Origin of the sequence: Granulicatella balaenopterae (genome assembly GCF_900111135.1) — a bacterium.
In the GTDB taxonomy this organism is placed as follows: Bacteria; Bacillota; Bacilli; order Lactobacillales; family Aerococcaceae; genus Granulicatella; species Granulicatella balaenopterae.
Genome location: NZ_FOGF01000010.1, coordinates 1 through 13040, shown reverse-complemented (window position 1 = coordinate 13040; position 13040 = coordinate 1). Strand labels below are relative to the sequence as shown.

Below are 13040 nucleotides of genomic sequence, written 5' to 3'. Positions count from 1 at the left end.
TGACTCAATGGACTCAGGACTAATTATCATCCTCGCGATTCTAACCTTAATCATTGGTGTTGTAATTGGATATTTCAGTTTCAAAATTCAATCTGAAAAGAAACTAGCAGCAGCTAGACAATCTGCCGATGCAATCTTAGAAGATGCACAAAAAGACGCAGAACGATTAAAAAAAGAAGTTTTGCTAGAAGCAAGGGATGAAAACCATAAATATCGTACTGAAGTTGAAAGTGAGTTAAAAGAAAGACGTAATGAAGTAATCGCTCAAGAAAAGCGTATCATCCAACGTGAACAAACGCTAGATCGTAAAGATGAAACATTAGAAAAAAGAGAGCGTACAATTGAAGCAAAAGAAGAGAAAATTCAAAATCGCATGGAGAACTTAGTAGTAAAAGAACGCCAAGCGGAAGAACTTGTTGAACAACAACAAGCAGAATTAGAACGAATTGCAACAATTTCACGTGAAGATGCACAAAAAATCATCATGAAGGAAACTGAACATCAGTTAGATCATGAAATTGCTGTAATGATTAAAGAATCAGAACAAAAAGCAAAAGACGAAGCAGACCGTAATGCTAAAGATATTATCTTACAAGCCATTCAACGCTCTGCCGCTGATTTAGTATCAGAAAATACAGTAACCGTAGTAAACTTACCTAATGATGAGATGAAAGGTCGTATTATCGGACGTGAAGGACGTAATATCCGTACTCTTGAAACCTTAACAGGAATCGATTTAATTATCGATGACACACCAGAAGCAGTCGTATTAAGTGGATTTGATCCAATTAGACGCGAAATAGCAAAAATGACACTTGAAAAATTAATTTCAGATGGACGTATTCACCCAGCTCGAATTGAAGAGATGGTTGAAAAATCTCGTAAAGAAATGGATGCTCGTATTCGTGAAATCGGGGAACAAGCAACATTTGAAGTCGGAATTCACTCATTACATCCAGATTTAATTAAGATTTTAGGACGCCTACATTTCAGAACAAGTTATGGTCAAAATGTATTGAACCACAGTATTGAAGTAGCTAAACTTGCAGGAGTAATGGCCGGAGAACTAGGCGAAGATGTTAACCTAGCTAAACGTGCCGGATTACTTCACGATATGGGTAAAGCACTTGATCATGAAATCGAAGGCTCTCACGTTGAGATTGGCGCAGAAATTGCTCAAAAATACAAAGAGAATAGTATTGTTATTAATGCAATTGCATCCCACCATGGAGATGTCGAAGCAACATCAACAATTGCTGTTTTAGTAGCAGCAGCCGATGCTTTATCAGCAGCAAGACCAGGAGCAAGAAGTGAATCTTTAGAAAACTACATTAGACGATTAGAAAGACTTGAAACAATCGCTACTGAACATGAAGGCGTTGAACGAAGCTTTGCTATTCAAGCAGGTCGTGAAATCCGAGTAATGGTTAAACCAGACCAAATTGACGATTCGCAATCTATTCTTGTAGCACGCGACATTCGTAAACAAATTGAAGAAGAACTACAATATCCGGGACACATTAAAGTTACGGTTATTCGTGAAACTCGTGCTGTAGAGTACGCAAAATAAATAAAATTACACCCCAATAGTCATTTGATTATTGGGGATTTTTAATTTATAATTTTTTTGTTTGATGATTGCCAAAATGTGATAGAATAGAACTATTATTGAGTATTAAATTTAAGGAGAATATACGCATGGAAAAATATAATGAGTATCGACCAGGAATTCTTGTTAGTATTGTTTTAGCAGGGGTTAGTGTCTCAATTGAAAAACAATATCCGATATTATGGAGTGTGGCGGTAGCTTTCATCTTGGGTTTCACCTTAAATAACATATATAAAGTGGAAGAATCTTGGGTACCTGGATTACAAATTTGTGGAAAATCATTATTCAAATATGGTTTTGCGGTGATTGGATTTGGATTGAAATTTAGTCAAATTATGGCGATTAATATACAAACAATCGAATTAGCATTGGTGATGGCTATCTTGATTATTCAAGTTGAAAAAATTAAGCAAACAGATTTAAAATTATTCCCCGCAGTTAAGCAGAATGTAGTGATGTTTATTGGGATATTTTTAATTGGCTTATGTATCAATAGTTTAGCGTTAATTCCAGAAGAAGTGATGTATTTTGCTAGAGTTTTAGCGAAGTGGTTATTTGCAATTGCAGCTGTAGGGATGGGTGTTAATCTATCGGTAAAAGAAGATATAAAATAAGATTAAAAAAGTCATTTGATACTTACCATATTTTCGGTAAGCGTCAAATGACTTTATTTGTTTACTAAAGATTAATCGCGTGTTAATTTTTCAATAATTTCTTGATGATCAGGATATTGGTCTAATAGTTCTTGACGTTTGAATAGGGTAAAGTCTTCAAATTCGAATCCTGGTGCAACCATACAACTAACTAGTGCATAGCCTTCTTCAACGCTAGAACCAAAGATTACGCCACGAGGGACAACAGCTTGTAAGACTTCACCATTTAAGATATCTTTACCAAGTTTGATTTGTTCGTATGTACCATCTGGGTGAATCATATGAACTGTTAATGGTGAGCCGTCGTGATAATACCAAATTTCGTCAGCTGTTAAGCGGTGGAAGTTTGAAGGATTATCGTGTTCTAATAAGAATAAAATACTTGTATATAGAGCGCGGTCGTGATCATTGTGGTGAATTGTTTGATCAGATTTTAATTGCTCCTTGAAGTAACCACCTTCGACATGGCTGATCATTTCTAATTCGTTAATCCATTGTTGTGCTGTTTTCATGTAAACCAACTCCTTAAATTATTTTAGTTTATTTTTTGAACGATTGGCATAATGCTTCCAATCGATTTGACGGGCATGACACCAATTTTGAACATTAGCTGATAATACTAAATCCGTCTGCTGTAAATCCGTAATGTTTTGACAATCTAGTAAACACATCATAGTCTGTAATTGCTCTTGCCATTCTTTAACAATGCGAATAGCGCTTGGCAGGCTGTCTTCTTGATGAACTAATTGTAAAATGGTTCCTGACAAACCAACTGCTTTAGCGCCCATTGCAAGACACTTCACCATATCAAGTGGAGATTTCACGCCACCGGAAGCAATAATTTCTGGACGATTTACTTTTGGAATACTATTGGCTTCTACCAGTGAAACAATAGTTGATTGCCCCCAATCGCCTAATTCATGATAAGAGATACGAGTACGACGAGCATTTTCAATCGTGGCAAAATTAGTTCCACCATTACCAGCCACATCAACGACTTGAACACCGATTGAATGTAATTGTTGGATAGTTTCACGACTCATTCCAAAACCTACTTCTTTAACAATTACTGGGACTGCTAAATGAGCGACAATCTGTTCGATATTTTGTAGCCAATTAGAAAAATCACGATCTCCTTCAGGCATAATTAATTCTTGTGGTGTATTAATATGGATTTGTAAGGCATCAGCTTCAATCATATCAACGACTCTTTTAGCATTTTCAAGCGTATGGTGGGCGCCTAAATTGGCAAATATCAGATTATCGGGTGCTTCTTGGCGTAAAATTTTAAAGCTATCAATGGTAGAAGCATCTTTAGTGGCAATACTCATCGAACCACTTGCTAGTGCTAGACCAGTTTCGTGGGCTAATATGGCTAAACGTTGATTGACCTCTTTTGTTTTTGCACTACCACCAGTCATAGCGTTAATAAAGAATGGACAGCTAAGTTTTAAATCTAATAGCTTAGTTTCTAGTGAGACTTCTTCAAAAGGAACACTAGAAAATGATTGATGAACAAAGCGTGTCTCTTGAAAATCTGGGTGACTTTCAGATTGATATTGATTTAAGGCATGTAAAAGGTGTTCATCTTTACGATTCATTTGTTGGAATTCACTCATTTATTAACTCCTCCTTGATAGTCTAATTGTGGTGCGATGGAAATAGGTAGGGCTTCGATATTTTCAGCTGCCCAATGTTCAATAATGTCTTGGCGTTGCTTTTGGGAACTAACCAAACAAATACCACAATCACCGCCACCAGCACCTGAAGACTTAGCGACTGCTTGATAGTTGTAGCAGATATCGCACATCTTCGCTAACTCAGGCGTTTCTAAGGTGAAATTCATCGTTTTAGCAAAGTCTTGTAATAATACTCGGTTGCGATAAATACATTCTGTAAGGCGTCTAATATCCTGTTTGTAAGATGCTTGCACCAATTCTTTCACAACTGATTTACTATTTTTCAAAAAACTTTTGTAATAGTCTTTATGGTGTAACTTTTCTTGTTGGGTATACTTGACCAAATGATCAGTTGAGGCAGGAGATTTGGTCCAGCCAACTAATAAACTTAACGGATTAGGTAATTCTAAACGTTCAATTACCAAACCAGGCCAATCTTTTGTTACTAATTGTTGAATTGATAGTTTTTGTAATTGTTGTGCTAACCATTTCTTATCAGTTGAAGCGTAATGCAGCAATCCGCCAAAGCTTGAGGCTGCTAAATCACCAAATGAGCCATTACAATTTAACCGTAATTGTGCTAAAACCGCTAATTTATAGACTAATAAAGCCGTCGCCGGATACTGATAAAAGCTTAGTAAACTCCGAATCGTCGCCACCGTTACAGCGCCACTTGAACCTAGGCCGTATTTTTTGTTGGAATTAACATCATCCAAATCACTTGCCACTACTAGATGATAGTTGAGTACAGGATAATCTTGTTCCGCCAAAAACTCTTCCGTAATCCTCATCGCCGCCAACATTTGTGGATAAGCTTCTTTTGAAAACATGATTTTTTCATTAGTTCTATGCCAATTAATGGTTACATCAGGATCTAATGAAGAACGAATTGTGCCACCATTTGTTGAAGACTGTTCAATCGTTACCGTTAAATAGTGATCAATTGCTGCTACAATTGCTGGTTGGCCGGCTTCCACAACAGCATATTCACCAGCTAAGAATAATTTACCGGGAATCTTTTTACTTACCGAAAAACTCATTTTTTGACGCCTCCCAATCCGCTTCACTTAGGCTAATGACACCTTCGCCAGGTAATGAAGTGATTAAGCGACTTTCATCAAAAACCTTACTTAATTCACCTTTAATACGTGGCATATCACTTGCACGGCACAATACTTTAACATTTGGCCCAGCATCCATTGTCATATAAGCCGGAATACCTAATTCACGTAACTGACGAACTTGTTGTTGAGCAAGAATGCTTTCCGGTTCAAAATAACAAATCGGTGGATTAGCTCCTAACATGGTCGCATGCATCTTCATTCCATTAGTTTCTGTAATTTCTCCTAATGTTTTAAAATCCTTAGCTTGAATGGCTTGTTTCATTTGTGCTAAATCTGTTTTAGCTGTTTCTACCCAGGCAGGATAGAAGGGTGAAGTTGCCACAGTTTGTTCCATACCTAGACGGCTTGAGACAGTTTTCTTTTGATTGTTGACAACGATAATGACCATACCAATATCCCAAGAAGCGTCATCAATAAAATGCGCTCTACTTGAACTAGCATCAGAATCACTTCCCATATCCCATTCGACAAAACCGCCAAATAAACTTCGCGTAGAACTACCGCTACCACGACGCGCGTAAGTCGACAATTCATCTATTGGCAAGTTCAAGCCACTCGCCAAATTACAAGCACCTGCCAAAGCTGCAAAAGCCGAAGCCGAACTTGCTAAACCAGCAGCAGTCGGTACAAAATTCAAACTTTCCACTTTAGCATAATAGTATTCAGGCATTTGTTGACGGAATAAATCTAAAAATTTCGCAATCTTATTTGTTTCCTCAACAGCTTGTGCTTCACCATTTAATAAAAAGCTATCTTCTGTTAAAGCATCATCAAACGTCACTTTCGTATCTGTATAAAAAGCGTCTAATGTTAATGACAAACTACTATTCATTGGTAAAAATAATTCTTTATTACGTTTACCCCAATATTTAATCAGCGCAATATTTGTATGTGCGCGTGCTATTCCAATTAATTTCATCTATTATTCTCCTAATTGTTGCTGCCAAATGTGACTGGCACCTTGATTTTTTAATGCTTGTGCTATCTTTTGAGCGCTCGTAGTATCTTGTGCTAGGGCAATCATGCAACCGCCAAGGCCACCACCTGTTAATTTGGCACCTAATGCACCTGATGATTGAGCTGCTTTTACTAAACGATCCAAATCTTGATTTGAAATATGTAGCTTTTGCAGATTACTGTGAGCTTGATTCATTAATTCACCCATCCGACTGGCATCTTGTGTCTGTAGGGCATCTCTAGCTTCAACTGTTAAGTCACCTAAAGTCTCAATCGCTTGAAGTGCCACTTTTCCTTCAGGGGTATCGCTTGTAACTAAAGCCTTAACCATATTGACCGCTTGTAAAGTATGTCCCGTCTGCCCAGTATCTGCCACGATTAAAATAGCTTTCATCTTAATCTCAAAAGGCGTAATTGGCTGAAACTTTTTGAAAATAATCGGACAAGTACCGCTAGTTGTTGCTGTATCTACACCACTCGGATTCCCATGCGCAATCGTCTCACTAGCTTGGACAATCTCCCATAAAGTTTCCTTACTTAAAGGCACTTGATAATAATCAAACAATGCTCGTACAACCGCCACGCTAACCGCTGCACTTGACCCCATTCCACGTTCTGCCGGGATAGTCGAGTCAATCTTAATGGTTAAATGTGGACTATGAGTAAATGGCACTTCAGACTGTACCAATTGATTATTCTTTAAAGCTTTAATCCAGAAAGTCTTTTCAAACTCATCAGAAATTCCTTCATCATTAATCTTTTTTAAAGCATAATAAATGGTATGCTTCAAACTCTCCAACACTTCAGGCATCTTCGTATATAACCCACGATAAAATTCACAATGCACATTCAAAGGGTCACTACTTTCAATAATTTTAGCAGTTACTTTAACCGCACAAAAAGGCATCGCAATAGCTGGCTTTTGGTAGACTACTGAATGTTCACCCATTAAGATGACTTTACCACTTGCTTCACCAAAACCAGTCCGTTTAGCTTGTTTCCTTGATATTTTTTTCATAATTATTCCTCTATCTTTAGTATCAAATTTATAAAATTGTAAAATTATTCATTATTATTTTACTAAAAAGCTACTAAAAAGGGAAATCAAGATGACAATTTTTAAGGAAAGTTTAGAATATTAGACTATGATAGGTGAAAAAGTTTATGGTACAATAAAAAAAGAGACTAAGGGGGCAGAATTTTGGACGATAAAAAAACGTATTATAAAATCGAACGTGAAACATTGAAGACTTATCAATTAAATAATTCGTTACGTATGACAAACCAAGAATTACAATCGTTAAAAGCATTAAACGACCGAGTATCCTTAATAGACGTAGAAGAAGTATATGTGCCAATCGTAAAGGTATTTGAATTATATTATCAAAAACATATTGAATTACATCAAAAAAAACAAGAACTATTAGAACAAAAAAAGCGAACAATTCCATTTATTGTAGGGATTTCAGGAAGCGTGGCAGTCGGAAAAAGCACTACTGCACGTTTAGTTCAAACCTTATTAGAACAAAAATACCCAGATAAAAAGATTGACCTCATGACAACGGACGGCTTTTTATACCCAACAAAAGTCTTACAAGAAAAAGGCATCTTAGATAAAAAAGGCTTCCCAGAAAGCTATGATATGGAGCGCTTGATTGACTTCTTAATCAGCGTCAAAACCGAAACAAAACCAGCTACAGCACCAATTTATTCACATGAAATTTATGATATTTTGCCTAATATCACACAAACCATCGATTCACCAGATATCTTAATTGTCGAAGGAATCAATGTCTTACAATTACCACCAAACTGGGATATCTATGTGAGTGATTTCTTTGATTGGTCGATTTATGTTGATGCAGATGAGGAAAATATTGAGCACTGGTTTTTAGAACGCTTTGAATTAATTTTAGACAAAGCAAAGTTCCAACCCGAAAACTATTACTATCAATTAGCAAACGATGACCGCCAAAAAGCAGTCAAAATGGCTAAAAATGTATGGAAGACTATCAATCTAAAAAATTTACATGAATATATCTTGCCAACTCGTCAAAGAGCAGATTTAATCATTCATAAGTCTGAAAATCATTATATAGATAAAGTATTTTTGAAAAAATATTAAAAATTTTAGTAATAATGAAGTAATTTGTGTGAAAATTTGGTACAATACTAAAAATAGAAATGACAAATAGGAGGAAATTATGACTGATCAGATTAAACAAATGGAAAAAATCATCGTATTAGACTTTGGTAGCCAGTACAACCAATTAATCACAAGACGTATTCGTGAATTTGGTGTATTTAGTGAATTATTACCAAATGATGTCACTGCAGAAGAGATCAAAGAACAAGGGAATGTTATTGGGATCGTATTCTCAGGAGGACCACATAGCGTATATGCAGAAGATGCATTCTCTGTTGATCCAGCAATTTTTGAAATGGGAGTACCTGTTTTAGGAGTATGTTATGGTATGCAATTAATTACTCACATGTTAGGTGGTAAAGTAGAACCAGCTGATACACGTGAATATGGACGCGCAATGATTGACGTTCACGAAACAGCATCAGGTATGTTCAAAGGCCTATCAAGTGAAGAAGAAGTTTGGATGAGTCATGGTGACCGTATTACTGCAATTCCAGCAGGTTTTGAAGTAACAGCTTCAAACGCCCACACACCATTTGCAGCATTTGAAAACAAAGAACGTCGCTTATTCGGATTACAATTCCACCCAGAAGTACGTCATAGTGTACACGGAAACGACATGTTACATAATTTCGTATTTGATGTCTGTCAAGCAAAAGGCGACTGGACAATGGACAACTTCATTGACCTTGAAATTGCAAAAATCCGCGAAAAAGTTGGCGATAAAAAAGTATTACTTGGCTTATCAGGTGGGGTAGACTCATCAGTAGTTGGAGTATTATTACAAAAAGCAATCGGCGACCAATTAACATGTATCTTCGTTGACCACGGTTTATTACGTAAAAACGAAGGCGATCAAGTAATGGATAGCTTATCAGGTAAATTTGGCTTAAATATTATTCGTGTTAATGCACAAGAACGTTTCATGAGCAAATTAGCTGGCGTTAGCGATCCAGAACAAAAACGTAAAATCATTGGTAATGAATTCGTTTATGTATTTGACGATGAAGCATCAAAATTAGAAGGTGTTGACTTCTTAGCGCAAGGAACACTTTATACAGATATTATTGAATCAGGAACTAAAACAGCTGAAACAATTAAATCTCACCATAATGTTGGTGGCTTACCAGAGGATATGCAATTTGAATTAATCGAACCATTAAACACATTATTTAAAGATGAAGTTCGTGCATTAGGAATTGCTTTAGGAATGCCAGAAAGCCTAGTATGGCGTCAACCATTCCCTGGACCAGGATTAGGAATTCGTGTTATTGGCGAAATTACTGAAGAAAAATTAGAAATCGTACGTGAATCAGATGCAATCTTACGTGAAGAAATCGCCAACCACGGTTTAGATCGTGATGTATGGCAATATTTCACAGTATTACCAGGCTTTAGAAGTGTTGGTGTAATGGGAGATGGCCGTACATATGATTACACAATCGGAATCCGTGCTGTAACATCAATCGATGGCATGACAAGTGACTTCGCTCGTATCCCTTGGGAAGTATTACAAGTTATTAGTGCACGTATCGTAAATGAAGTAGGGCACGTTAACCGCGTAGTCTACGATATTACAAGTAAACCACCTTCAACAATCGAATGGGAATAGTTGAATTTCGTTTAAAAACGTTGATTTGACGCTATATTCTAACGGTGCAAGTGGTTAGCTGAAGTACTTTTGAAGTACTTTTTAGAGTGGTTAGCCACTTCGGGAATAAAAATGGTTTAAATAAGAAAAAAGCCTCCGTGTTAAATGGAGGCTTTTTTCTATTGCACTAATAAATCTGCTTGGACAATAAACTGATTAATAATTCTATTTCAGGTACACTTTTTGTACCAGAGTACAAAAAGTAAGGAATTATAGTACATTAATTCAGAAAATAAAAAAACTTTTTATAATATAGTTGTAGGAGATGAATATATTATAAGAGGTGATTTATATGAGTTATATTTGCCAAGAACAATATTGTATGTTAGTGGTAATATAACTTCAACCATTTCTTTTAGTCAAAAATCACTACTTTTAATAATTGAATCTCAAAAATTTAGACTTATAAATTTAGCATTAGGCAGTATTTTTTTACAAACCACTACAAATTTTGACGTTTTAGGCAATTACGATTTAAAAAGGAAAAGACGAAGTATACTGAATTCAAGTACAAAAATCAAGAATTCAGGTACACTAACACAATATGAAATAATCGTATGTTAAACTAATACTATAAATCATAGAAAGGGGATAGTTATGGGAAATATAGTTGAATTCAAAAATGTTAATAAAAAATTTGGTAAATCTACAATCATAAAAAATGCAAGTTTTTGTATAAAAAGAAATGCAATTTGTGGCTTTATTGGACCTAATGGAGCAGGGAAAACCACAATAATTAAGTTGCTTCTTGGTATTATTCCCAAAACAGATGGTGAGATTAAAATTATGATAGATGATAATAAGACCAATCAAACGGATTCGTTAAGTTCGATTGGGACAATTGTAAGTGGACCAGCTTATTATGGGAATCTTAATGCTTATCAAAACATAAAAATAGTTGCCAATATGAAGAATATAGATCTTACGGACAAACAAATTGAGGATTATTTGGAATTAGTTGGTTTAGATAATATAGCTAATAAGAAAGTTAGCCATTTTTCAATGGGGATGAAACAAAGATTGGCTATAGCATGTTCACTAATTGGTGATCCTCAATTTTTAATTTGGGATGAACCAATTAATGGTTTAGACCCTACAGGAATTATTGAAATAAGAAATTTAATGACAAAACTACATCAAACAAGAAATGTAACTTTTTTAATTTCAAGTCATATCTTGAGTGAATTAGATAAAATTGTCGATAAAATTATTTTAATCAATAAAGGATCAATTGTCTATAATGGCACAGCAGAAGAACTTTTGGAAAAATATCAATGTGCTACTCTAGAAGAAGCGTATATGAATTGTATGCAGAATGTGGAGGGCTAGAAGATGAAGCTACTTAAAATTGAATTATTGAAACAGAAAAAGTTTTTATTTATTTTATGTGTATTATTTCCTTTGTTACTTAATATATTACTGTATATTGATTTAACGTATCGATATGAATCATATTTACTAGTGCATCAGAGTCGACTAGGATTATCGAATTGGCAATTAATTTTTAAAGAGCAGACTGTTTTTAATTTTTCAGAATTATGCCAATTGATAATAGCGACTGTTGTTTATGAAGTTTTTTCTGTGGAATTGAAGAATAATGGCTGGAGTTTAGTGTCTACTTCAAATTATCGTAATAAGGTCGTATATGGAAAGTATTTAATTGCGATGTTAGCGATGTTGGTATTCTTTTTAACGGATTATGCTTGCCTTGTAATCATTGGGAACGTAATTGGTGTTAGTGGCAATATTGAGTGGGTTATGATTATTAAATCATTTATCATTCAACTGTTATCTGCGAGTATGATGGTTGCTGCATATATTTTAATTGTGAGTTTGGTTAAAAGAGTGATGTTTTTACTGCCAATTGGGATTATTGTTATGATTCAGAATGCTTCTTTATATTATCCTGATCAACAATTTTTATTACAATATCCATTTACGTATATTTCGCATGGTTTTAGAGCAACAGGGAACGAATTTTTGATTAGTATAGCTATATTGTCTATTTTAACCGCATTATTTTTATTGCTTTCAAAACGTATATTAGAAAGAAATAGAGATATTCGACAATAAAGGAGTGAGTATATGGTTAGATTAATTAAAAGCGAGTTGATAAAAAATAAAATATGGCAATATAGTATTTTAGCGTGTTTACTTCCAGTATTTACAGGGGTATTTATAAAAACACAAATTGTTAATCGAACAGTGAATTATATTGATGTTCCAGTTGATACGTATACCTTTGCATTAGTTTGTAATACATTTTTGATATTTGTATTACCAATATTTGTGTTATTAACGAGTATTGTCTTTGCTCAAAATGAAAGTAATGATAATGGATGGATGCTTGTCTTATCAACAGTTAAAGATGGTAAAAAAACAATCATAGCAAAATGTATTACACAGATAATCATAATCTTCATATCATATATTAGTTTTACAGCTGTTAATGGCTATTTATTACAAGATTGGGGTATGAAAATTATACTTGAAGTTGTTGTAATTCCATTATTTTATTCGTTTATTTGCTTTATTCCAATTATGATTGTTGTCCAACTATTGTGTATTATTTTACCGCATGTGATTGAAAAAGTATTTTTAGGCATGTTTTTAATTATTGTGAATTTTTTGATCGCGCAGACAGATTATAATACATATTTCTATCCAAATTTTTATTATACAATAGCACAAGATAGTAGCAATGCAGTAGTTCAAGTGAGTATTAGTATTTTATTAGTAATAACTTTATTATATTTTGGGACAAAACTAACTACAAAGTACATTCAAAATCATTATGTATAAATTTGATACTAAGTTATAAATTTGCGGCGAAAACCCACGGTCTTGCCCGTGGGAGCAGTCAGTTTCCGTATAATATATATAATTCAATTACATGAAGTGCTTACCGCTAAAATATCTTTTAAATAGGGGATTAATAGTAGATATATTATAAAAAGATACAGTTAAAGAACAAAAAGTACAATTTAAAACTATTATTAAAAAAGTGAAGTTTGGTATAATACTGTAAGTAAAAATAATAATTATATAATTAGGAGGAGTTATTATGAAAAAAATATTTATAACAATGCTTTTAATAGCAGGAGTAGGGATTAGTTCACCAACAGCACAAGCCGCAACAAATGAGATAGATAAAATTGAATATAATGCAAAAGACAGAAGTATCCCACAAGTACGAGGAATTATACACGATATATTTTCTA

The 13040-nt window shown here is 34.5% G+C and carries 12 protein-coding genes; 7 read left to right on the top strand and 5 right to left on the bottom strand.

The window, feature by feature from the left end:
• The first annotated feature begins 7 nt into the window (after positions 1 to 7).
• Complete coding sequence (rny, locus tag BMX09_RS03520) at positions 8 to 1570, top strand: ribonuclease Y (protein WP_089746327.1); 1563 nt, start codon at positions 8 to 10, stop codon at positions 1568 to 1570.
• Positions 1571 to 1698: 128 nt separating this feature from the next.
• On the top strand, positions 1699 to 2223 hold the full coding sequence (locus BMX09_RS03515) for a putative sulfate exporter family transporter (RefSeq protein ID WP_089746326.1): 525 nt from the start codon (positions 1699 to 1701) through the stop codon (positions 2221 to 2223).
• A gap of 71 nt (positions 2224 to 2294) precedes the next feature.
• On the opposite strand, the gene BMX09_RS03510 is transcribed toward BMX09_RS03515, so the two are convergent.
• The 5 genes from BMX09_RS03510 to mvk are packed head-to-tail and all read right to left on the bottom strand — an operon-like array spanning position 2295 to position 7040.
• Positions 2295 to 2774, bottom strand: a complete 480-nt coding sequence (locus tag BMX09_RS03510; RefSeq protein WP_089746325.1) for a cupin domain-containing protein — start codon at positions 2772 to 2774, stop codon at positions 2295 to 2297.
• A gap of 18 nt (positions 2775 to 2792) precedes the next feature.
• Positions 2793 to 3863 (bottom strand): type 2 isopentenyl-diphosphate Delta-isomerase, encoded by a 1071-nt coding sequence (gene fni, locus BMX09_RS03505; RefSeq protein ID WP_281242672.1) that lies wholly within the window; start codon positions 3861 to 3863, stop codon positions 2793 to 2795.
• Positions 3864 to 3877: 14 nt separating this feature from the next.
• Positions 3878 to 4981 carry a phosphomevalonate kinase gene (locus BMX09_RS03500; RefSeq protein ID WP_089746323.1) on the bottom strand — a complete coding sequence of 368 codons (1104 nt, stop codon included), beginning with the start codon at positions 4979 to 4981 and terminating at the stop codon, positions 3878 to 3880.
• Positions 4962 to 5984 carry a diphosphomevalonate decarboxylase gene (gene mvaD, locus BMX09_RS03495; protein WP_089746322.1) on the bottom strand — a complete coding sequence of 341 codons (1023 nt, stop codon included), beginning with the start codon at positions 5982 to 5984 and terminating at the stop codon, positions 4962 to 4964. The genes BMX09_RS03500 and mvaD overlap by 20 nt, the downstream gene beginning before the upstream one ends.
• A gap of 3 nt (positions 5985 to 5987) precedes the next feature.
• Complete coding sequence (mvk, locus tag BMX09_RS03490) at positions 5988 to 7040, bottom strand: mevalonate kinase (RefSeq protein ID WP_089746321.1); 1053 nt, start codon at positions 7038 to 7040, stop codon at positions 5988 to 5990.
• Positions 7041 to 7223: 183 nt separating this feature from the next.
• On the opposite strand from mvk, the gene coaA reads away from it, so the two are divergent.
• The 5 genes from coaA to BMX09_RS03465 all read left to right on the top strand — a co-directional run bounded on the left by coaA (position 7224) and on the right by BMX09_RS03465 (position 12621).
• Complete coding sequence (gene coaA, locus BMX09_RS03485; protein ID WP_089746320.1) at positions 7224 to 8147, top strand: type I pantothenate kinase; 924 nt, start codon at positions 7224 to 7226, stop codon at positions 8145 to 8147.
• Positions 8148 to 8226: 79 nt separating this feature from the next.
• The gene (guaA, locus tag BMX09_RS03480) at positions 8227 to 9780 is read left to right on the top strand and encodes a glutamine-hydrolyzing GMP synthase (protein WP_089746319.1); all 1554 of its coding nucleotides are present in this window, start codon (positions 8227 to 8229) and stop codon (positions 9778 to 9780) included.
• A gap of 636 nt (positions 9781 to 10416) precedes the next feature.
• Positions 10417 to 11148: an ABC transporter ATP-binding protein gene (locus tag BMX09_RS03475; RefSeq protein ID WP_089746318.1), complete on the top strand. Its 732-nt coding sequence runs from the start codon at positions 10417 to 10419 to the stop codon at positions 11146 to 11148.
• A 3-nt stretch (positions 11149 to 11151) separates the two neighbouring features.
• The gene (locus BMX09_RS03470; protein WP_089746317.1) at positions 11152 to 11892 is read left to right on the top strand and encodes an ABC-2 family transporter permease; all 741 of its coding nucleotides are present in this window, start codon (positions 11152 to 11154) and stop codon (positions 11890 to 11892) included.
• Positions 11893 to 11904: 12 nt separating this feature from the next.
• Complete coding sequence (locus BMX09_RS03465; protein ID WP_089746316.1) at positions 11905 to 12621, top strand: hypothetical protein; 717 nt, start codon at positions 11905 to 11907, stop codon at positions 12619 to 12621.
• Positions 12622 to 13040 lie beyond the last annotated feature (419 nt).

Bases quoted from the DNA above. Each gene is read 5' to 3' on its own strand.
- BMX09_RS03465 (WP_089746316.1), top strand. From the start codon at position 11,905: ATGGTTAGATTAATTAAAAGCGAGTTGATAAAAAATAAAATATGGCAA.
- mvaD (WP_089746322.1), bottom strand. From the start codon at position 5,984: ATGAAATTAATTGGAATAGCACGCGCACATACAAATATTGCGCTGATT.
- guaA (WP_089746319.1), top strand. From the start codon at position 8,227: ATGACTGATCAGATTAAACAAATGGAAAAAATCATCGTATTAGACTTT.
- mvk (WP_089746321.1), bottom strand. From the start codon at position 7,040: ATGAAAAAAATATCAAGGAAACAAGCTAAACGGACTGGTTTTGGTGAA.
- BMX09_RS03515 (WP_089746326.1), top strand. From the start codon at position 1,699: ATGGAAAAATATAATGAGTATCGACCAGGAATTCTTGTTAGTATTGTT.
- BMX09_RS03470 (WP_089746317.1), top strand. From the start codon at position 11,152: ATGAAGCTACTTAAAATTGAATTATTGAAACAGAAAAAGTTTTTATTT.
- BMX09_RS03475 (WP_089746318.1), top strand. From the start codon at position 10,417: ATGGGAAATATAGTTGAATTCAAAAATGTTAATAAAAAATTTGGTAAA.
- BMX09_RS03500 (WP_089746323.1), bottom strand. From the start codon at position 4,981: ATGAGTTTTTCGGTAAGTAAAAAGATTCCCGGTAAATTATTCTTAGCT.
- BMX09_RS03510 (WP_089746325.1), bottom strand. From the start codon at position 2,774: ATGAAAACAGCACAACAATGGATTAACGAATTAGAAATGATCAGCCAT.
- fni (WP_281242672.1), bottom strand. From the start codon at position 3,863: ATGAATCGTAAAGATGAACACCTTTTACATGCCTTAAATCAATATCAA.
- rny (WP_089746327.1), top strand. From the start codon at position 8: ATGGACTCAGGACTAATTATCATCCTCGCGATTCTAACCTTAATCATT.